16 protein-coding genes are annotated in these 21,569 nt (G+C 68.3%); 14 read left to right on the top strand and 2 right to left on the bottom strand.

The genetic code is table 11. The annotated features are described in order from the left end of the window. The first annotated feature begins 10 nt into the window (after positions 1 to 10). The 3 genes from D578_RS0107225 (at position 11) to D578_RS0107235 (ending at position 4,284) form a co-directional block, all read left to right on the top strand. Positions 11 to 2,692 (top strand): bifunctional acetate--CoA ligase family protein/GNAT family N-acetyltransferase, encoded by a 2,682-nt coding sequence (locus D578_RS0107225; RefSeq protein ID WP_018949303.1) that lies wholly within the window; start codon positions 11 to 13, stop codon positions 2,690 to 2,692. A 127-nt stretch (positions 2,693 to 2,819) separates the two neighbouring features. Then, the gene (locus tag D578_RS0107230) at positions 2,820 to 3,788 is read left to right on the top strand and encodes a YafY family protein (RefSeq protein ID WP_018949304.1); all 969 of its coding nucleotides are present in this window, start codon (positions 2,820 to 2,822) and stop codon (positions 3,786 to 3,788) included. Between the two features lie 85 nt (positions 3,789 to 3,873). After that, complete coding sequence (locus tag D578_RS0107235; protein WP_018949305.1) at positions 3,874 to 4,284, top strand: HIRAN domain-containing protein; 411 nt, start codon at positions 3,874 to 3,876, stop codon at positions 4,282 to 4,284. A 43-nt stretch (positions 4,285 to 4,327) separates the two neighbouring features. Here D578_RS0107235 and D578_RS0107240 read toward each other — a convergent pair whose 3' ends face one another. Then, positions 4,328 to 5,695, bottom strand: coding sequence for an NAD-dependent succinate-semialdehyde dehydrogenase (locus tag D578_RS0107240; RefSeq protein ID WP_018949306.1), 1,368 nt, complete (start codon positions 5,693 to 5,695; stop codon positions 4,328 to 4,330). 129 nt (positions 5,696 to 5,824) lie between these two features. On the opposite strand from D578_RS0107240, the gene D578_RS0107245 reads away from it, so the two are divergent. The 11 genes from D578_RS0107245 to D578_RS0107295 all read left to right on the top strand — a co-directional run bounded on the left by D578_RS0107245 (position 5,825) and on the right by D578_RS0107295 (position 19,583). Continuing rightward, positions 5,825 to 6,796, top strand: coding sequence for a complex I NDUFA9 subunit family protein (locus tag D578_RS0107245; RefSeq protein WP_018949307.1), 972 nt, complete (start codon positions 5,825 to 5,827; stop codon positions 6,794 to 6,796). Between the two features lie 25 nt (positions 6,797 to 6,821). Beyond that, on the top strand, positions 6,822 to 8,054 hold the full coding sequence (locus D578_RS0107250; RefSeq protein ID WP_018949308.1) for a multifunctional CCA addition/repair protein: 1,233 nt from the start codon (positions 6,822 to 6,824) through the stop codon (positions 8,052 to 8,054). Between the two features lie 216 nt (positions 8,055 to 8,270). Then, complete coding sequence (locus tag D578_RS0107255) at positions 8,271 to 8,927, top strand: protein-L-isoaspartate O-methyltransferase (RefSeq protein WP_018949309.1); 657 nt, start codon at positions 8,271 to 8,273, stop codon at positions 8,925 to 8,927. A 111-nt stretch (positions 8,928 to 9,038) separates the two neighbouring features. After that, complete coding sequence (locus D578_RS0107260) at positions 9,039 to 10,364, top strand: TolC family outer membrane protein (RefSeq protein WP_018949310.1); 1,326 nt, start codon at positions 9,039 to 9,041, stop codon at positions 10,362 to 10,364. Next, positions 10,364 to 10,936 carry an isochorismatase family protein gene (locus D578_RS0107265; RefSeq protein ID WP_018949311.1) on the top strand — a complete coding sequence of 191 codons (573 nt, stop codon included), beginning with the start codon at positions 10,364 to 10,366 and terminating at the stop codon, positions 10,934 to 10,936. Before D578_RS0107260 ends, D578_RS0107265 begins: the two co-directional genes overlap by 1 nt. Before the next feature lie 18 nt (positions 10,937 to 10,954). After that, positions 10,955 to 11,101, top strand: a complete 147-nt coding sequence (locus D578_RS16050; protein WP_018144768.1) for a hypothetical protein — start codon at positions 10,955 to 10,957, stop codon at positions 11,099 to 11,101. A 10-nt stretch (positions 11,102 to 11,111) separates the two neighbouring features. After that, positions 11,112 to 11,963, top strand: coding sequence for a hypothetical protein (locus tag D578_RS0107275; RefSeq protein WP_018949312.1), 852 nt, complete (start codon positions 11,112 to 11,114; stop codon positions 11,961 to 11,963). Next, positions 11,963 to 13,033 carry a homoserine O-succinyltransferase gene (locus D578_RS0107280; RefSeq protein ID WP_018949313.1) on the top strand — a complete coding sequence of 357 codons (1,071 nt, stop codon included), beginning with the start codon at positions 11,963 to 11,965 and terminating at the stop codon, positions 13,031 to 13,033. The genes D578_RS0107275 and D578_RS0107280 overlap by 1 nt, the downstream gene beginning before the upstream one ends. A 170-nt stretch (positions 13,034 to 13,203) precedes the next feature. Beyond that, a complete protein-coding gene (locus tag D578_RS0107285; protein ID WP_018949314.1) occupies positions 13,204 to 14,544 on the top strand; it encodes an MFS transporter in 1,341 nt (446 codons plus the stop codon). A 961-nt stretch (positions 14,545 to 15,505) separates the two neighbouring features. After that, positions 15,506 to 17,404 carry an ATP-binding cassette domain-containing protein gene (locus D578_RS0107290; protein ID WP_018949315.1) on the top strand — a complete coding sequence of 633 codons (1,899 nt, stop codon included), beginning with the start codon at positions 15,506 to 15,508 and terminating at the stop codon, positions 17,402 to 17,404. Positions 17,405 to 17,567: 163 nt separating this feature from the next. Next, complete coding sequence (locus D578_RS0107295; RefSeq protein WP_018949316.1) at positions 17,568 to 19,583, top strand: methyl-accepting chemotaxis protein; 2,016 nt, start codon at positions 17,568 to 17,570, stop codon at positions 19,581 to 19,583. Between the two features lie 16 nt (positions 19,584 to 19,599). Here D578_RS0107295 and D578_RS0107300 read toward each other — a convergent pair whose 3' ends face one another. Next, positions 19,600 to 21,537, bottom strand: a complete 1,938-nt coding sequence (locus D578_RS0107300; protein WP_026289237.1) for a GNAT family N-acetyltransferase — start codon at positions 21,535 to 21,537, stop codon at positions 19,600 to 19,602. Between the last annotated feature and the right edge of the window lie 32 nt (positions 21,538 to 21,569).

Below are 21,569 nucleotides of genomic sequence, written 5' to 3' on the forward strand. Positions count from 1 at the left end.
GAGAGCATGCATGGGAACCCATATCCTGGACAAGCTGTTCAATCCGCGTGGCGTCGCCGTGTTCGGCGCCTCCGAACGCGAAGGCAGCGTCGGCCGCACGGTGCTGGCCAACCTCCTGGCGGCCGGTTTCGAACGCACCCTGCTCCCGGTAAATCCCAAATACGCCGAGGTACAGGGCCTGCGCTGCGTGCCCGAGCTGAAACCCGGCGAGCACATGGTGGACCTGGCGCTGATCGCCACTCCGGCCCGTGCCGTCCCCGGCATCCTGCGCAACTGCGGCGAGGCGGGTTTGCGCGGCGCCGTCATCCTCTCGGCCGGGTTCGCCGAAGCCGGCCGAGAGGGCGAACGCCTGCAGCAGGAATGCGTCGAGATCGCGCAGCGTTACCGCATGCGCCTGATCGGCCCCAACTGCCTCGGCATCATGCGCCCGGGCATCGGGCTCAACGCGACCTTCAGCCACAACCAGGCGCTGCCCGGAAAGCTCGGACTGATCTCCAGTTCCGGAGCGCTGATCACCGCAGTCCTGGACTGGGCAGAGCCCACCGGCATCGGGTTTTCCAGCGTGGCCTCCACCGGCGACGCCGCAGACGTCGACTTCGGCGAGCTGCTGGACTACCTCGCGGTGGATCCCGAGACCCAGGGCATCCTGCTGTACGTCGAGGGCATCCGCCACACGCGACGCTTTCTTTCGGGCTTGCGTGCCGCCGCGCGCATGAAGCCCGTAGTGGTCCTCAAGTCCGCGCGCCATGCCGCCACCGCCCAGGCGGCCGCCACCCATACCGGGGCGATGATGGGTTCGGATGCGGTGTTCGACGCAGCCCTGCAGCGGGCCGGCGTCGTCCGGGTGGAGCGGGTATCGCAGTGGTTTTCCGCCGCCCAGACGCTGGCCAGCGGCGTGCGCCTGCGCGGCGAGGACCTGGCCATCGTCACCAATGGAGGCGGACCTGGCGTGATGGCCGTGGACCGGGCCGCCGACCTCGGCCTGAACCTGGCCGCATTGACCGACGGCACGCTAGAGGCACTCAACGCCCTGCTGCCCGCCCACTGGTCCCATGGCAACCCGGTGGACATCCTCGGCGATGCCACCCCCGAACGATATGGCGAAGCCCTGCGCATCGTGCTCGCGGACCCCGGGGTTCACATGGCGAGCGTCCTCCTCACCCCCCAGGCCATGACCGACCCCGACGCCTGTGCCGAGGCCGTGATCGAACAGACCCGCAAAAGCCACAAGCCGGTGCTGGCCTGCTGGATGGGGGACCCGCTGGTAGCCCGCGCGCGGAAACGCTTCGACGCGGAAGGTATCCCCCAGTTCCGCACGCCCGAGGGCGCGGTCGAGACCTTCGCATGGCTGATCGAACACCGACGCAACCAACGCATGCTGCTGCAGGCCCCCGGCCCCCGCAGCGATGACAAGCCCGCGGATGTCGAGGGCGCGCGGCTGATCCTGCAGCACGCGCGCAGCCAGGGTCGCAAGGTCCTGAGTATGCGCGAGTCCCGGGCCGTGCTGGCCGCCTTCCACATCCCCTGCAGCCCCAGCATCCTCGCCCGCGACCCGGCCGACGCCATGCTGGCTGCCGAGACCCTTGGCTTCCCGGTCGCGCTCAAGATCAGTGCGCCCGACCTCACCCACAAGAGCGACTTCGGCGGTGTACGGCTCAACCTGCGCAGCGTGCAGGCCGTGCGCCAACAGGCCCAGGAGATGCTCGACCAGATCCACGAGCAATTCCCGGAGGTCGAGGTCGAAGGCGTGAGCGTGGAACGCATGGCCGAGGTCGGGCATGTTCGCGAACTGCTGGTGGGGATCTCGCGCGACCCGGTGTTCGGCCCGGTGATCGCCTTCGGACTGGGTGGGACCGCGGTGGAGGTCATCGGCGACCAGGCCGTCGCCCTGCCGCCGCTGAACCCCTCGTTGGCCCGGCGCCTGATGGCGCAGACCCGCGCGGCGCGCACCCTCGGCACTTTTCGCGGCGCGCCCCCGGTGCGCGAGGGCGCGGTGGAACAGGTCCTGCTCCGGGTCTCGGAGATGGCCTGTGAACTGCCCGAACTCGCGGCGCTGGATATCAACCCCCTGCAGGCCGGCGAACACGGCGTGATGGCCGTGGACGCCCGCATCGAACTGGCCGATCCGGCGCACGACAGCCGTGACTACGCGCACATGGCCATCCACCCCTATCCCGGCCACATGGCCCGGAAGGTCACCACCCGCGACGGCCATGAGCTCGAACTCCGGCCGATCCGACCCGAGGACGCCGCCATCGAACAGGAATTCGTGCGCAGCCTGTCGGAGAAGTCCCGCTACCTCCGGTTCATGCGCTCGATGGACGAACTCACGCCCGAGATGCTCGTGCGCTTCACCCAGATCGACTACGACCGCGAGATGGCCTTCATCGCGGTCGACCACCACACGGGCCGGGAGGTGCAGGTCGGCGTAGCCCGCTACACCACCGAACCCGACGGCGAAAGCGCGGAGTTCGCCGTGGTCATCAGCGACGCCTGGCAGGGCCGCGGCGTGGGCAGCCTCCTGATGGAGGCCGTCATCGATTCCGCCCGCAACGCCGGCCTGCGCGAACTGTTTGGCGAGGTGCTGCGCCACAACGGCGGCATGCTCGCGCTCGCCCAACGCCACGGCTTCCAGCGCGAGATCCTCGCCTCCGACGAGGAGATCATCCGCGTCAGCCGGCGCCTCCACTGACCGCGGGGACGGTCGCGCGCAGTCGCCGCACCCGGTCCGGCGGGCATCCGGCACCCCGGCGCGTCGCTTGCGGGGCCCCGGACGAATGGGTAGCGTCCCGGGGCATGCATCCACCCCTTACCCGCCCGTGAACCGCGCCGAACGCATCTTTCACCTGCACCGATTGCTGCAGGGGCGGCGCCCGCCCTCGCTGGCAGACCTGATGGACCGTCTCGAGGTATCCCGCGCGACCATCAAGCGCGACATCGAATACATGCGCGACTTCATGCAGGCACCCATCGAATACGATGCCCAGGCCAATGGCTACTGCTACACCGAGGATGCCCCGGCCTTCGAGCTTCCGGGGCTGTGGTTCAACGAATCCGAACTGCTCGCACTGCTGACCATGGAGCAGCTGCTGGAGGACGTGCAGCCCGGCCTGCTGGCGCCCACGCTCGGGCCACTGAAGGGCCGTATCCGCGAGCTGCTCGCCAGCGGTGGGCACCAGCCGGACACCGTGCGCCGCCGCATCCGCATCCAGCCGCTGGCCCAGCGCGGCAGCCGTGGCGAAAGCTTTCAGGCCGTGGCCTCCGCGACCCTGGATGAACATCCCATCGAGATCGAGTACCACGGGCGCGCCCGGGATGCGGCCACCCGGCGCGTCGTGCACCCCCAGCGCCTGCTCTACTACCGCGACAACTGGTACCTGATCGCCTGGTGCGAGCAAGCCGGAGACCTGCGCACCTTCGCCCTGGAGCGCATCCGCTCGGTACATCCAGCAGAGGCCGCCTACCGCTCCATCGACGAGACCACCCTGGACGCGCACACCGGGGACGCCTTTGGCATCTTCACCGGTCCCGCACAGGAATGGGCGATCCTGCGCTTCACCCCGGAACACGCCCGCTGGGTCGCCGACGAGACCTGGCACCCGGAGCAAATTGGCGAATACGAGGGCGACGCGTATCGCCTTCGGATCCCCTACGCCGACCCCACCGAGCTGGTCCAGGAGATCCTGCGCCACGGCCCGGGCGTGGAAGTTCTGGCGCCCGCCGGCCTGCGCCGGCGCGTGGCCGACGACCTCGCGCGCGCCGCACACCAGTACGACGCGTCCGGCTGAGGGAGCCGGATTTCAGGGGTGGCTCATCCTGTGAGCCACCCCCGGTGCTACAACGGACACCCAGGCAACACCAAGGAGTCCGGACATGTCGCAGCCCATTCAAGCACGCCCCGTCCCGCCGCTGGCCGGCTACTACGCCAAGCGCGGCACCTACAACCGCACCGCCAACACCGAAGAACTGCTGGAGCGCATCCCCCTGGCCGGCTTCCGCCACCACGAGGCGCCGAAGCTCTGGGGCATCCTCAAGCGCGGCCAGGCCCTGACCGTGGAACGCGAGCGCACCAACACGCACGACGGCCAAGCCGTCGCCGTGCGCTGGATGGATCACCACCTGGGCTACCTGCCCCGCGACCGCAACGGCCTGGCCGCCCAGCTACTGGACCAGGACCAGCCCCTGATCGCCCGCATCCTCGAAAAGCGCGACCACGCCGACCGCCACAGCCGCCTCGAACTCGGCCTCTACCGTGCGAAGTCGCGGCCCAGCTCTGCCCACTAGGCCGACGCCCTCAAGACGCGGACAAACCTTCGACGGGCATGAATCAACCCACCCAGATGGTCTTGGCGTTCTGGAATTCGCGGATGCCGAGTTCGGAGAGTTCGCGGCCGTAGCCCGAGTCCTTCACGCCGCCGAAGGGCAGGCGCGGGTCGCTCTTGACGATGCCGTTGACGAAGGCGCAGCCGCATTCCAGGCGTCGGGCCAGGGCCTCGCCGCGCGCCGGATCGGCGGTCCAGACGCTGCCGCCGAGGCCGAAGCGCGAGCGGTTGGCGAGCTCGATGGCGTGGTCCGCGTCGCGCGCCCGGGTAACCGCCGCGACCGGCCCGAAGGTCTCCTCGTCGAAGGCCGCCATGCCGGGTTCCACTGCATCCAGCAGCGTAGGCGGGTAGAAATACCCAGGCCCATCGCGCATTTGGCCACCCGTGACCAGGCGGGCGCCGGCCGCCACGCTGCGGGTCACCTGGTCGTGCAGCTCACTGCGCAGGTCGTCGCGCGCCAGCGGCCCAATGTTCGTGGCCTCATTCATCGGATCACCGATTACCAGCGCCTCGATGGCCACCTTGAAACGTTCGACAAAGTCCTCCGCGATCGTCTCCTCGACGATGAAGCGCTTGGCCGCGATGCAGGTCTCGCCGTTGTTCTGGAAGCGCCCGCGCACCGCCTGCTCCACGGTGTAGTCGAGATCGGCATCCGCCAGTACGACGAAGGCATCCGAGCCACCCAGCTCCAGCACCGAGGACTTCAGCGCCTTGCCGGCGGCCGCGCCCACCGCGCGGCCAGCGCCCTCGGAGCCGGTCAGACTCACACCCTGGACGCGGGCATCCGCGATGATGCCTTCCACCGCGTCGGACCCGACCGGCAGGTTGCGGAACACACCCTCGGGGAAGCCGGCCGCAGTGAACACCCGTTCCAGGTGCTCGGCACAACCGGGGACATTGGAGGCATGCTTGAGCAGCACGGTATTGCCAGCCAGGGTCGCCGGGATTGCCTGGCGGAAAGCCTGCCAGTAGGGGAAGTTCCACGGCATCACCAGCAACACAGTACCCAGCGGCTGCCAGGCGATGAAGGAACGGCTCGCATCCGAGGCGATCATCGTGTCCTGCAGCAAGTCCGGGCCGTGCTCGGCGTAGTACTCGCAGGCATTCGCGCACTTGTCGACCTCGACGCGCGCCTCGGCCAGGCGCTTGCCCATCTCGCGGGTGGCGGTGGCCGCCAGCGTCTCGCGCTCGTCGCGCAACACCCCGGCCAGCGCGCGCAGGCGAGCGGCACGCTCCGCCACCGGTTGCCCAGCCCACCCCGGAGCAGCGCTGGCAGCGCGCGCCAGTGCTGTCTCCAGCCCGGCCGAATCCATGCGCGGGTAGCGCGCCAGGGTCTCGCCGGTGGCAGGGTTGATCGCGGTCATTTCGGTCATGTTGGTGCCTCGGCGTTGCGGCCCGGAAACAGGCCCTGGGAAACATTGATCAGTGTTTCCCTTGTTTGAACAATGCGAATCACCCGAGTATAAGACGATCCGCACTCGCTTTCGGAAGGACCTTGCCCCATGTCGATCGATTCGATTCGCAATGTCTGCCTGCTGGGCGGCACCGGCTTCGTCGGCCACCACATCATCCGCCGACTGATTGACCGCGGCCTGAAGGTCCGCGTTCTGTCGCGCCGTCCGCACCGCCACCGCGACCTCCTGGTCAACCCGGAGATCGATCTGGTGGAAGGCAGCACCCATGATCCCGCCACCCTGGAACGCGTGTTCGCGGGCCAGGACGCGGTGATCAATCTGGTCGGCATCCTCAACGAGCGCGGTCACAGCGGCGCCGGGTTCCGCGTCGCCCACACCGAGCTGACCGAGAAGGCCCTGGCCGCCGCCGAGTCACAGGGGGTGCGCCGCTTCCTGCAGATGAGCGCACTGAAGGCGGACATGGAAGACGCCCCCAGCCACTACCTGCGCAGCAAGGGCGCGGCAGAGCAGGCCGTGTTCGCCAGCGAGTCCCTGGCGGTCACGGTGTTCCGGCCCTCGGTGATCTTTGGCCCGGAAGACTCCTTCCTGAACCGCTTCGCGACGCTGCTGAAGTTCTCGCCCATGATGCCCCTGGCACGTGCCCAAGCACGCTTCGCCCCGGTCTTCGTCGGCGACGTGGCGGAGCATTTCGTCGAGGCCCTGGAAGACCAGGACACCTTCGGCCAGGGCTTCGAGCTGTGCGGCCCGAAAACCTACACCCTGGGTGACCTGGTGCGCTACGTCGGCCGGGTCTCCGGCCACCGGCGCCCGGTGATCGGCCTGCCCGACTGGGCCGGCAAGCTGCAGGCCAGCGTGCTCGAGTTCGTGCCCGGCAAACCGCTGTCGCGCGACAACTTCGCCTCGCTGACCATCGACTCGGTCTGCGACGGCGAACAGCAGCTGCCCTGTCCGACCCGCCTGGAATCCATTGCCCCCAGTTATCTGGGCGGCGGGGGCGCCGGGCGCGAGGCCCGCATGCAGCACCTGCGCACGCTCAATCGCGGGGCCAGCCGCGGCTGATCCGAAGGGTGAACCGGTAGCCGCCATGCAGACCTACCTCGTCGGCGGTGCGGTTCGCGACCGCCTGCTGGGGCGCCCGTTCACGGAGCGCGACTATGTCGTCGTCGGCAGCTCGCCGCAGGCGATGGAAGCCGCAGGGTTTCGCCCGGTCGGGCGCGACTTCCCGGTCTTCCTGCACCCCAGGACCCACGAGGAATACGCGCTGGCGCGCACCGAGCGCAAGACGGCGCGTGGCTACCACGGCTTCCAGTTCAACGCCTCGCCCGAGGTCACGCTGGAAGACGACCTCGAACGCCGCGATCTCACCATCAATGCGATGGCCGAGGATACCGACGGCACGCTGATCGACCCCTACAACGGCCAGGCCGACCTGGCGGCCCGACGACTGCGGCATGTCTCCCCCGCCTTCGCCGAGGATCCGGTGCGCCTGCTGCGCGTGGCCCGGTTTGCCGCGCAGCTTGCGCCCTGGGGTTTCGAGGTGGCCGAGGACACCCGCGCCCTGATGCGCGAACTGGTTACCTCCGGCGAAGTCGACGCCCTGGTGCCCGAACGCGTCTGGGCGGAGTGCGAGAAAGCCCTGAAGAGCCCCGCACCGCGCCGCTTTCTGGAGGTACTGCGCGAGGCCGGGGCGCTCGCGGTCCTGTTTCCCGAGATCGAGCGGCTGTTCGGCGTGCCCCAGCCCGCGCGCTACCACCCGGAGATCGACACCGGCGTGCATACCCTGATGGTCCTCGACCAGGCGACACGGCTTTCCGATGCACCCGAGGTGCGCTTCGCCGCCCTGGTGCACGACCTCGGCAAGGGCACCACCGCCCCGGAAATCCTGCCCAGCCACCACGGGCACGAAGAACGCGGGGTGGGCCTGATCCGCGCCCTGGCCGAGCGCCTGCGGGTACCCAATCGCTATCGCGACCTGGCGGTGCGCGTGGCGCGCTACCACGGGCTGGTGCATCGCGTGTTCGAGCTGCGCCCGAAGACCGTGATGAAGCTGGTCGACGGCCTGGACGTCCTGCGCCGCCCGGAGAACGTGGAGCCCTTCCTCCTGGCGGTAGAGGCGGACTTCCGCGGCCGCACCGGGTGGGAGGACAAGCCCTATCCGCAGGCCGACGCCGTGCGCCGCGCGGTAGCGGCCGCACAAGGCGTTCAGCCGGCGGCCCTGATGGCCGAGGGACACAAGGGCAAGGCACTGGGCGAGGCCCTGCAGCGCGAGCGCATTCGCGCCATTGCCGACGCCCTCCCGGATAACCCCGAACCGTAGGAGCCCAGCCTCTGGACGATGGGGCCTCTCCAGCATCCAATCGCCGAGAGGCTCGGCTCCTACAGCTCCAGGGGCCACGGCGGATGTAGGAGCCCAGCCCCCTGGGCGATGGGGCCTGTCCAGCATCCAATCGCCCAGGGGGCTGGGCTCCTACTTGCCTGTCGGGGCGCGCGAACGTACTCTTTCGCGGCTGTCGAGCGCACTGAGGAAACCGCGATGGATTACGCCAAGGCCCGGATCAACATGGTCGAGCAGCAGGTCCGCCCCTGGGACGTGCTGGACACCCGTGTACTGGACGTAATGGAAACGCTCCCGCGCGAGCGTTTCATGCCCGAGCCCTATCAGGCCCTGGCGTACGCCGATTCCGAGATCCCGCTGGGGCACGACGAGAACACCCTGCCGCCGGTCGTGATCGGCCGCCTGCTGCAGGCCGTGTCGCCGCAGCCTACCGAAACCGTGCTGGAGATCGGCACCGGTTCCGGCTACGTCACGGCCTGCCTGTCCCATCTGGCGGCCCAGGTCGACAGCGTCGAGCGCATCGACGAGCTGCGCCTGGCCGCCCGCAACCGCCTGAGTGATCTCGGCATCGACAACGCGCAACTGCGCACCGCCTCGGTGACCCCCGACTGGACCCCGCCGCGCCCGCGCTACGACGCGATCATCCTGACCGGCGGCATGACCGAATACGACGACTTCCTCGAGCCCTACCTGACCCTGGGCGGGCGACTATTCGTGATCACCGGTGACGGTCCGATCATGGGGGCCCAGCTGATCACCCGTACCACCGAGGACGGCTGCCACCACGAGGAGCTGTTCGAGACCCGCGTCAAGCCGCTGGTTGGCTTCGAGCCGAAGCCCGCCTTCGAATTCTGAGCGGCACCCCGGGCGCCCACTTCAGGCGCGGGCAGCATGGGGTGGAGATCCCATGCCCGAACCGGCTCTGATAGGATAGGCTTTTCCTAATATCCCTCCGGAGTCGCGTCCATGAACCGTCTGCCGTCGCTTCTCGCCACCGCCGGGCTGGTCCTTGTGATCTCGGCCCCCGCCGCCGCCTCGAGCCTCCTGGAAGTCTACGAGCGCGCCGCCACGGAAGACGCCGAGCTGCGCACCGCCGAGGCGGAATACCGCGGCGTGCTGGAAAACCGCCCGATCGCCCGCTCCGCCCTGCTGCCGCAGATCTCCGGGCAGGCCGAGGCGGGCGCGTTCTACCGCGACGACCGCAACCGGCCCGGAAGCGATGACGGTCGCCAGACCAGCTTTGGCGTTAACCTCTCCCAGAGCCTCTACGACCGCCGCAACTACATTGATCTTGTGCAGGTGGATCTCGAGATCGCCCGCGCCGAGGCGGAACTGGATTCCGCCCGTCAGGACCTGATCCTGCGCGTCTCCCAGGCCTACTTCGACGTGCTGATCGCACAGGAGACCCTGGACTTCCGCCGGGCCGAGGTCGAGGCAATCGAGCGCCAGCTGGAACAGACCGAGCGCCGCTTTGAGGTCGGCCTGGTCGCCCGCACCGACGTCACCGAGGCCCAGGCCCAGCGCGACCTTGCCGAGGCCGAACGCATCAGCGCCGAAAACCAGCTGGACCTGACCCGCGAACAGCTCGCGGTGATCACCAACACCTACTGGGACCAGCTCGACATGCTGCGCGACGACGCCGAGCTGACCCCACCGGATCCGGCCGATCCGCAGGCCTGGGTGGATATCGCCCTGGCGAACAACCTGGAACTGGCCGCCCAGCGCCTGAGCACGGAGAGCGCGCGCGAACAGATCCAGCGCCAGCGCGCCGAGGGCCTGCCACGCATCAACCTGAACGCCTCGGTCAACGAGAACCGCTATCACGGCCTCGATGCCGGCGCGACCGGCGGCATGTTCTTCGAAGGCACCGAAGCCCAGGTCGGGATCCAGCTGGAGATCCCGTTCTACACCGGCGGTCGCGTCAGCGCCCTGACCCGTCAGGCGCGCGAGAATTTCCAGGCCGCGCAGGAAGGGCAGTCGCTGGTCGAACGCCGCACCACCCAGGACACCCGCAGCGCCTATTTGTCGGTGATCTCGAACAGCTCCCGCGTGCGCGCCCTGGAACAGGCCCTGGCCTCCACCCAGTCCGCGTTCGAGGCCGCCGAGGCCGGCTTCGAGGTCGGCACCCGCACCCAGGTCGACGTCCTGCTCGCCCTGCGCGAGGTCTTTCGCGCCGAGCGCGACTACGCCGAGGCCCGCTACGGCTTCCTCAGCGAATCGCTGCGCCTGCAGCGCGCCGCCGGCCGCCTGAGCGTGACCGATCTCGAGGCCATCAACCGCCTGCTGGAGTAATGGCCGCTGCCGCTGCCAATCCGGGAGCCCGCTGCGAGCGTGCGCGCTCGCGGCTGGTTCTGATCGACTTGCAGGAACGCCTGCTGGCCGCCATGCCGGAGGCCGCGCGCGCCGAGGTCGAGCGCAACACCGCGCGCCTGATCGAGGCCGCGCGCAAGCTGGAGATCCCGATCGAGGTCTCGCGTCAGTATCCGAAGGGCCTGGGCGAAGTCACCGCCACTCTGCAGCAGGCACTCGACGGTTACGGCACGGTCACCGACAAGACGGCCTTCTCCTGCTGCGCCGAGGACGGCCTGCGCGTGCGCCTGACGGGCGGCGACCAGGTCATCCTGACCGGCTCGGAGACCCACATCTGCGTGACCCAGACGGCGCTGGAGCTGCTGGACGCAGGCGTGACCGTGTTCGTGGTCGAGGATGGGGTCTGCTCGCGCGACGCCGGGCGCAAGCGCAACGGGCTGGAGCGCCTGCGCGCGGCCGGCGCCATCATTACCAACCACGAATCGGTGCTGTTCGAATGGCTGCGCGACGCGGCCGATCCGCAGTTCCGCGAACTGAGCCAACTGATCCGCTAACCGGAGGATTCCGCAGGGATGCGCATACTCGGCAACATTCTATTGGGCGTCTGGCTGATCCTGTTCGGCCTGCGCGGCCTGCTGGGGCTGCAGTTCCAGTATGACCATTACGTCATCAGCGGCCTGGCGGTGATCGCCGGTATCCTGTTCATCCTGCGACGCTAATCGAGTTCCCATGCGCCTGACACCCGACGAATACCGTAACCAGGAACATCGCCGCATCACCCTGCTGGGGATGTCCGGTGTCGGCAAGACACGCCTGTCCAACATGCTCCGGCAGGAGGACTGGTTCCACTACTCCGGGGACTACCGCATCGGTACGCGCTACCTGAGCGAGCCGATCCTGGACAACATCAAGGCCCAGGCGATGGCGGTGCCGTTCCTGCGCGACCTGTTGCGCTCGGACTCGATCCAGATCATCAACAACATCACCGTGGACAACCTGCACCCGGTGGCCAGCTTCCTCGGCAAGCTCGGCAACCCGGAGCTGGGCGGCCTTCCGCTGACCGAATTCAAGCGCCGCCAGACCCTGCATCACGAGGCCGAGGTGCAGGCGATGCTCGACGTGCCGGACTTCATCCACAAGGCACAGATGCTGTTCGGCTACCCGCATTTCGTCAATGATGCCGGCGGCTCGGTCTGCGAACTGGACAGCCCCGGCGTACTGGAGACACTCGCCGAACACACCCTGATCCTCTACATCAAGGCGACCGACGAGGACGAACGCCAGCTCGTCGAGCGTGCGGAGCGTGACCCCAAGCCGCTGTACTACCGCGAGGCCTTCCTCGATCAACAACTGGCCGAATACATGCGCGACGAGGGGCTGGACTACGTCGCCCAGATCGATCCGGACGCCTTCGTGTGCTGGGTCTTCTCGCGCCTGTTCCGCGCGCGCCTGCCGCGCTACGAGGCGATCGCCGAATCCCACGGCTACACCATCAGCACCACCGAACTCGCGCGTGTACGCAACGCCGCGGACTTCGATGACCTGGTGTGCATGGCCCTGGAACGGGAGGCGCGCCTCTAATGCCACTTGTCGCCTATTCCGATCTGCCCACCTTTGCCCGCCTGAAGAGCGAGGGCGAGACCGTCCTGCCCAGCGACTTCGCGCAGCAGCAGGAGATCCGCGCGCTGCACATCGGGCTGCTGAACATGATGCCGGACGCCGCCTTGTCGGCCACCGAGCGTCAGTTCTTCCGCCTGATCGGCGAGAGCAACCAGATCGCGCAGTTCTACATCCACCCGTTCACCCTGCCGCAGCTCAAGCGCGGGCCGAAGGGGCGCGACCACATCAAGCAGTACTACGAGGACTTCGAGGACCTGAAGAAAGAGGGCCTTGACGCGCTGATCATCACCGGGGCCAACGTGACCCAGCCGGACCTGGCACTGGAGCCGTTCTGGGAGCCGCTGGCCGAGGTGGTGGACTGGGCGTGGGAAAATGTGACCTCGACGCTTTGCTCCTGCCTCGCCACCCACGCCGTGCTGCAGGCGCGCTACGGCGAGCACCGCGTGCACATGGGCGAGAAGCTGTGGGGCGTGTTCCCGCACCGGGTGGTGGACCGCGGGCATCCGCTGGTCACCGGCGTGAATACCCGCTTCGACGTGCCACACTCGCGCTACAACGATGTCTCGCGCGAGCAGTTCGAGCGCCACGGCCTGCGCGTGCTGGTGGACAGCGAACAGTCCGGCATTCACCTGGGCGCCTCGCCGGACGGCTTCCGCATGGTCTTCTTCCAGGGCCACCCGGAATACGACTCCATCAGCCTGCTCAAGGAGTACAAGCGCGAGGTCGTGCGCTACATCCGGGGCGAGCGCAACGCCTACCCGCCGTTGCCGGAGAACTACCTGATGCCACAGGCCGCCGCCATCCTCGACGAGCATCGCGAACAGGTCGAGGCCGCGCTGGAGCACTGCACCGAGATCCCGGCACTGCCCGAGGCCCTGCTGCTGGACCGCCTGGACAACACCTGGCACGACACCGCGCTGGCCGTGATCAACAACTGGCTGGGCAACGTCTATCAGCTGACCAACCTCGACCGGCGCAAGCCGTTCCGTGACAGCGTCGACCCGAGCGATCCGCTGGCCGGACGGCGATAAGACTACGCGGCGGGGCCCTGCCCCCGTCATTGCGAGGAGCGCAGCGACGCGGCAATCTCCTTCCGAAACCACCAAATCCCGGCGCTTCGCCAGCGTCCGGAGGTTGCCACGTCGCCTTCGGCTCCTCGCAATGACAGGGCAGAAGACGAGCACCTCGATAGGGAAGATGCATGGCCGAGAGTGACCAGGACAAGCTGCCGCGCCCGCTGATCTCCCTGTACGAAACCATTGCCGGGGACGAGGACGCACGCGTCTGCAAGGACATCCCGGAAAACGCCTGCAGCGCCCAGCCGACCAACTTTTTCGTCCATCTGGTCTCCAATACCCTGAGCAAGATCGGCGACGAGCTGGCCTCGGCCCGCCTGGTCCTCGCCTGGCTATTGGGCGCCCTGGGGGCCCCGGCCGCCTTCGCCGGCTTCCTGGTCCCGATCCGCGAGTCCGGCTCGCTGCTGCCGCAGTTGTTCGTCGCCGCCGCCATCCGGCGGCGGGCGATCCGCAAGGGCTTCTGGATCCTCGGCAGCCTGCTCTCCGGGCTCGCGGTGGCCGGCATGGCCGTGGTCGCGCTGACCCTGGAGGGCGTGGCCGCCGGCTGGGCGATCCTCGGGCTGCTGGTCGTCTTTGCCCTTTCCCGCGGGATCAACTCGGTCGCGGCCAAGGACGTGCTGGGCAAGACCATCGCCAAGCATCGGCGCGGGACGGTGATGGGCTATGCCGCCTCGCTGGCCGGGTTCTTCACCCTGGGGCTGGGCGTCTACCTCAGCCTCGCGAACCTGGAAGAGGCCGGCATCGGTGTATTCGTGGCCCTGCTGGCCGCCTCGGCCGGCGCCTGGTGGATCGCCGCCGCGACCTTCACCCGGCTGCGCGAGGATCCGGGTGCCACCGAAGGCGGCGGCAACGCCGTCACCGAGGCCATCAAGTCGATGCGCCTGCTGTGGACCGACCGCGCCTTCGGCCACTTCGTGCTCACCCGGGCGCTGCTGATGAGCACTGCCCTCGCGCTGCCCTTCTACGTCCTGCTCGCGCAGGACGCCACCGCCGGTGACCTGGGCACCCTGGGCCTGCTGATCCTCGCCAGCGGCCTGGCCTCGGCCGTCAGTGCGCCGGTCTGGGGCCGGCTATCCGACCGCTCCGCCCGCTGGGTCCTGATCCTCTCCGGGCTTCTAGCGGCCGGCCTCGGCATTGCCGTCGCCCTGAGCGTCTGGTTTGCACCGGTGGATACGGACCATGCATTGGTGCCCGGGGGCTGGGTCTACGCGACGCTGTTCTTTCTGCTCGGGGTCAGTCATGCCGGTGTGCGCCTCGGCCGCAAGACGTACCTGGTCGACATGGCAACGCAGGAGACACGCGCCGCGTTCACCGCCGTCAGCAACACGGTCATCGGTGGCCTGCTACTGATCGGTGGCCTGTTCGGCCTGCTGGCCCAACTGGCCGGCACCGAAGTCGCCATCTTCGTGCTCGCCCTGATGAGCCTCGCCGGCGCCTTCAGCGCCTGGCGCATGGGCGAAGCCTGAGGCCCGCCTCTTTCCCGCCGCCTCCCCCGACTGGCCACTGTTCGTCGTCGGTGTTTACGTGTCTTCGTCCGGCCGCCTGCCATGCGCTCTCTCGCGAGCGCACCGCGCCCGTTTTTGATCAAAAACTGACTTCTTTGCTCGTGCAAAGAAGTACCCAAGAAACACGCCCGACTGCCGCGACCCCGGCCCGAGGCTTTTCGCGGGCGGCGCTGAACTCGCTACGCTGCGCCTCGCTCAGACATCCAGCGCCTCGTGCCTATTTAGAATCGTCCCGCGAAAAGCCTCTCCACTCGGCGCGACGACAACGGGGTCAAGATCCAAACAACGGCTATTCCGGCGCTTGTGCTCATGGATGAAGGCTGGGTCTTCCGGCATCTCGGGCACGCTCGGCCTTCGGCCATGGCGTGCCGCACCCGCCGAGCGGGCGCCGGGGGACGTAGGATGTGATGAGCGAAGCGAATCGCATCAGGGTTTCGCACGACGTCGGGAACGGTGCGTTTCGCTGCGCTCAACCGCACCCTACGGGATGCCGTCTGTTTTGACCTTCGCTTCCCGTATGGAGCCTCTTGCTCCAGGGTCCTCGGGCCGGCCAGTTAACAATAGACACGGGGCGCTGGATGTCTGAGCGTAGCCGCAGGCGTAGCGAGTTCAGCGCCGCCGGCCCGAGGGCCCTGGAGCAAGGTTCCCGGGCGGAATCCGGGTGCCCTTCTTTGGGTACTTTCTTGGGCAAGCAAGAAAGTGCCTCGGGCGCGCTGGCGAGTCAGCGCGTGGCAGACGGCGGACCGGAGCCACCGTAAACACCAGATGCCAAACCATGCCCAGCCCTCCCCCGGCATACCCTCAAACGAGGGCAACCCAAGCGCCGAAAGGCGAGTCTGCAAGGCATCACGGTGCGCGCTACGGCGCGCCAAGGTGATAGGCTTGGCGCCCGCAACAACACTCGCTCGCGACCGGAATTCGAATGGCACTTCTCACCCTGCGCAACATCCACCTGGCCTATGGCATGGCCTCCCTGCTCGACGGCGTCAACATGAGCCTGGAGCCGGGCGAACGCGTCGCCGTTGCCGGGCGCAACGGCGAGGGCAAGTCCACCCTGCTCAAGGTGATCACCGGCGAGGCCCAGGCCGATTCCGGCGAACTGACCCGCCAGGATGGCCTGACCACCGCCTACCTGACCCAGGAACTGCCCCCCGGGATCGAGGGCACCGTCTTCGACGTGGTCGCCGAGGGCCTCGGCGAGGCCGGCCGTTTGCTGGAACGCTTCCACCACCTGAGCCAGGCCGCCGCGTCAGGTGACATGGACGCCCTGGACAAGATGGGTCCGGTGCAATCGAAACTCGACGCCATCGACGGATGGAGCCTGCAGAACCGAGTGGAGACCACGATTTCGCACCTGAGCCTGGATCCGGAGGCGCAGTTCGCCGCGCTGTCGGGCGGACTGAAGCGACGGGTGTGGCTGGCGCGCGAGCTGGTGCAACGCCCGCAATTGCTGCTGCTCGACGAGCCCACCAACCACCTGGACGTGGCCGCGATCCGCTGGCTGGAGCAGTTCCTGATCGAGAGCGGACTGACCGTGGTGTTCATCAGCCATGATCGGCAATTCATGGAGAGCGTGGCCACCCGCATCCTGGAGCTGGATCGCGGGCATCTGTATGAACACCCGCCGTCCATCGAGGCCTTCCGCGAACGCCAGGCCGAGCGGATCGAAACCGAGGCGGCGCAGCGCGCCGAGTTCGACCGCAAGCTGGCCCAGGAAGAGGTCTGGGTGCGTCAGGGCATCAAGGCGCGGCGCACCCGCAACGAAGGCCGCGTGCGGGCGCTGCAGGCATTACGCCGCAAGCGTGCGGAACGCCGCGAACTCAGCGGTCAGGTGAAGATGAAACTGAGCCCGGAACAACGCTCGGGACGTTTGGTGATCGAGGCGGAGCATGCCGACTTCGGCTACGACACCCCCATCGTGCGTGACGTGAATCTGCTGCTGCAGCGCGGGGATGCCCTGGGCATCGTCGGACCCAACGGGGCGGGCAAGACTACCCTGCTGCGCGGGCTGCTCGGTCAGATGGAACCGCTCGCAGGCAGCGTCAAGCTGGGGACCCAGCTCGAGATCGCCTACTTCGACCAGGCCCGGGCCCGCCTGGACGAGGCGACCACCGTGCAGGATGCGGTCGGCGAGGGCCGCGACCGGGTCATGGTCAACGGCGAGAGCCGCCACATCCTGTCCTATCTGGAAGACTTCCTGTTCCCGCCAGCGCGTGCGCGCCAGCCGGTATCGGCATTGTCCGGCGGCGAGCGCAACCGCTTGCTGCTGGCCAAGCTGTTCCTGCGCCCGGCCAACCTGCTGGTGCTCGACGAGCCCACCAACGACCTGGACGTGGAGACGCTGGAGCTGCTGGAGCTGCTGCTGATCGAGTACACCGGCACCGTCATCGTGGTCAGTCACGACCGCTCGTTCCTGGACAACGTCGCGACCTCGACCCTGGTGCTGCCGGGCGACGGCGCCGTCGAGGAATTCGTCGGCGGCTGGTCGGACCTTCCCGAACGGGTCACCCGACGCCTGCTGGAGGGCGAGTCCGGAGCCACCGCGAAGGCCGAGCCGGCGGCCAAGCCTTCGGCACCCGCAGCTGAGCCGGCACCGGCCGCCCCACGCAAACGCTCCTACAAGACCGCGCGCGAACTGGAGGCCCTGCCGGCACAGATCGAGGCCCTGGAACAGGAACAGCAAAGCCTGACCACGGCCATGACCGAGCCGGATGCCCTGCGCGACGGTGACCGCATGCGCGAACTGCAGGCGCGGCTCGAAACCGTCGAGGCAGAACTGGCCCAAGGCTACCAACGCTGGGAACAGCTGGAATCCGACTGAACCCCGGCACGTCTACAATCCGGCGACTCCCTGGATAACGGCTCAACTCTGAGTGCGGTCGGCCGTAACAGGGGTTGAATAACCACCTTTCGAGTCCGCGATCGTAATGGCCGCGGCCGGTTCGTGAAGCGCCGGACACAAGGCGCCCAGAAGGAGTCATCGCATGCTGGACAAACTCTCCATTCGGGGGCTGCTGATCGCCGGCTTTGGCCTGGTGGTTGCCATCCTGATTATCAACTCCCTGCTGGCCCTGCGCGCGATGAGTACGGGCAGCCAAGGGGTTGAGCAGCTCACCCAGGCCGACTACCCGGCAGTGGCCCGGGTCAACGACGTCGAGCAATTGCTGCAGGAGAGCGCGGCGTTTCTCGGCTTCTACCTGATGAGCGAGGAGCAGTCCCATCGCGACGCGTGGCAGAACGCGATGCGTGAACTCGATGGCGCAACCCGGGCCCTGAACGAGAACCCGGTGATCGCGGCCGACGAGGAACTGTCCGCCAGCGCAACCGAGGTCCGCCGGCTGGTCAACCAGTTCGCCAGCTTCGAGGACCGACTGATCGAGGTGGCCGAAAACCCCGCCGAAAACATGCCGGCGCTGGGAATCGCCAATGCCCGGGCCAATCCCGCCAGCCGCGAGATGACCCAGCAAACCAACATGATGATCAGCGCCGAGATGGGGCTCCCGCGCTTCCAGCGGTCCTGGGATCGTCTCGATACTCTGCATGATCTGCGCATGTCGGTGGTGCAGGTCACCTCCAACCTGCGCGGCTTTATCGCCTTCCGCGATGATGCCTTCCGCGCGAATGTCCGACTGTTCTCGACTCGCACCAACGACATCACCGCACAGCTAATGGACCAGTTCGACGATCTGGACTTCGAGCAGCAAATCGCGCTGGAGGACTTTCAGGGGGCGCTGGACACCCAGAACACCGCGCTGGATGACCTGATCGAGATCCACGGCAGCGAACAGGCACTGCAGGACGCCTACCTGATCCGCACCGAGATCGGGCCCGTGCTGATCGAGGCCCGTGACCACCTGCAGGGACTCAGCGAGCGGATTACCCATCGCGCCGAGCGCAGCGCCGCCGCGCTGACCGCCGACATGCGTGCGACCCAGACCACCCAGGGCGTACTGGCCCTGATCGGCGTGATCCTGGGCGTGGCCGGCGCGGTGTTCATCATCCTGGTGGTCCGCCGCGCCCTGGCCCATTCGACCGCGGCGCTCGAGGAGATCGCCGACGGCGACGGCGACCTGAGCCGCCGCCTGGACGAGAACGGCCTGATCGAGACCGCACAACTGGGCCGGGCCTTCAACCGCTTCACCGACAAGATCGCCCAGGCCATTGGCAATGCCCGCGGTGGCACCGAGACCCTCAACCGTGCCACCGAGAATCTGAACCAGGAGGCCTACCAGGCCCGCGAGGCCGTGTCGCGCCAGCGCGACGAGACCGACCGCGTCGCCACCGCGATCAACGAACTGCAAAGCAGCGCCGAAGAGATCGCCCGCAACACCGATGCGACCTCCCAGGCTGGCCAGGAGGCCGGGAATGCGGTGAACAACGGCTCCGAGGTGATGAGCAAGAACATCGAGTCCATGGCCTCACTGCTCGGGACGGTCGAACAGGCGGCCGACACCGTGGCCAAGCTGGGCGAGGACTCGAAGCAGATCGGGACCATCCTCGAGGTGATCCGTGGCGTGGCCGAACAGACCAACCTGCTGGCCCTGAACGCCGCCATCGAGGCCGCCCGCGCCGGCGAACACGGCCGCGGCTTCGCGGTGGTGGCCGACGAGGTGCGCAAGCTGGCGACCCGTACGCAGGAATCGACCGACGAGATCGAGACCATGATCGCGCGCCTGCAGTCCGCCACCACCAGCGCAGTGAAGGCCATGCAGCAGGGTCAGGAGGAGGCCGAGGCCACCATGGAACATACCGCCGAGGTGAACGGCGCCCTGCAGCAGATCCGCCAGTCGGTCACCACCATCGTGGAGATGACCGAGCAGATCGCGGTCGCCTCGCGCGAGCAGAGCACGGTGGTCGAGGACATCAACCGCAACATCGTGCAGATCTCCGACGAGGCGGATCAGTCGGCCAATACCGCCGACCGCGTCAGCGCCGCCTCCGACGAGCTCAAGCAGGTGGAGAAGGAGATCCAGCAGGCACTGGCCCAGTTCCGGCTCTGATCGGGCCTACCCCGACCTACACCCCCCGCGCCTCCAGCCAGGCACGGGCGGCGAGGCGCAGCCTTCGGGTCACGCCCCGCCGCCCGGAGACCTTCAACTCGCGAGCCAGTCGGGCCCAGTCGATGGGCGCCGCCAGGCTGGCCGCGAGCAGGTGGCCTTCCGGCTCGTCGGGCGGGGACGCCGCCATCTGCCGCAGCAGGGCCGGAAGCGCCCACTCCAAGGGCCGCGAGCGGTAGGCAAAGGCCCGGACCTCCTCCAGATCCGCCCCCGGATTGGCCGGCGGCAAGGGGCGATCCGGATCGCCATGCCTGGCCCCGAGGGTTTCGCCCACCATGGCCGCGGTCGTGGGCGGCAGGAACCGTCGATGCCAGGCCGGCCAGTCGCGCCGGAAGGCCTGCAGTGTCTGCCCCAGTCGGGGCTGTAGCGAGGGGGCGACCGCATTCAGCACCACTCCGCTGACCCGGCCACTGGCCGCATCCGGCTGGATGCCGACTCGCACCAAACCGTAGCCGGCCTTCTGCCACAGCCGCAGCAAGCTCGGCTGCAGGCCAAAGCTGGCCCCGGTCAGCGCCACGCCCACGGCACGCGCCCGGTCCGCAACCGCACGCAACAGGCGGCCGCCCAGCCCCCGTCCCTGCCAGTGCGGGTGCACCGCGATGCGCTGGATGCGCCAGTTCCCCTCCGCCGCCAGATCAAAGTCGCCCTGCGCCGCGAGGGTACAGGGCAGGAAATGGCCCTGCGGGCGACGATCCCCCGCCCAAACGGCCTCGGCCAGCTCCGGGTCCAGTCCGGCCTCTTCCTGAATCAGGGCCACGCCGAACAGCGCGCCGTCGTTCACGCCCTCCAGCCGCAACAGGTGCACGCCGGGGTCGTCCAGCCAACGGGCCAGATCGGAGGGGCGGGTACGGTAGTGAGCATCCGCCAGCAGGCCCATCACCGCCTCCAGGGTTTGCGGCGTGTCCGCTAGGGCCGCAACCGTACTCCAGCGCAACCGCACGGCCTGGGCGACCGGGGCCCGACTCTCCGCCTCTAGTAGAAACAGCCGATTCAGCCAGTCCTCGAGCGGATCGCCCGGGGCCCAGCGGACCGGTGTTTCCAGTGTCTGTGTCCGTAGCCAAAACCCCGCAGCCCCCAGGGCCGGCAAGGCGCGCAGCCGGAAGCCCTGCCCGCTCCCCTCGAAGCCACCGGTCGTGGTCGCCAGGACCAGACGGCGTGCCAGACCCGCCAACCGCAACAGCCGCTCCACCGGCAGATTTGCGGCCTCATCGACGATCAGGGTATCGAGCGGTTCCGGGGCCTCCAGCAGGACGTCGGCAGCCCGGTAGCGCCGCTCCGGTTCGTCCGTCCACTGCCGGGCGCGTGCCAGCAACGCGTCCACGGCCCGCGGGCCCGGCGCGGTCAGCGTGATCGTGGATTCGCCCCGTTGTAGCGCCGCGCCCAGGAACTCGCCCAGCAGGGTCGACTTGCCACGACCGCGCGGGGCAATCAGCGCCAGACATTCGCCCGAGACGAGCGCAGCCAGGTGCTCCAGCGCAGTGGTCTGATCCGGCGTCCACTCGAACCGACGCTCCGTCCTCTGCGTGACCTCGGGCAATTGGTGCGCCGCCACCGTCTGCACCCACGGCTCGGCGAGCGCGCCCTGCCAGCGGCGGGCAAATACCTCGTCTCCGTCGACGCCGTCGAGGATCACCAGGGTGCCACCGCCGAGCAGCAGGCCCGCAACCGAGACCAGGGCATCCACCGCGAGTGGTTGTTCGGCCTCGAACACCAGGGCCTGCACCTCGTGCCCCAGCCAGTGTCCGGCCTGCGCAGGCGCCACATGCGGCACCCCGTCGGGTGCCGAGCGGCCCACCCACAGAACCGGTCCCTGCGATGACGCAGCCCGCAACCAGTTCGCAGTCGCCTGACAGGCTGCGGTATCGGCAGCCAGTCGGTAGAGCGAACGGGCCTGCATGTCAGTGGCTCTCTGAGATCAAATGACACATG

Origin of the sequence: Thioalkalivibrio sp. ALMg11 (genome assembly GCF_000377905.1) — a bacterium.
Taxonomy (GTDB): Bacteria; Pseudomonadota; Gammaproteobacteria; order Ectothiorhodospirales; family Ectothiorhodospiraceae; genus Thioalkalivibrio.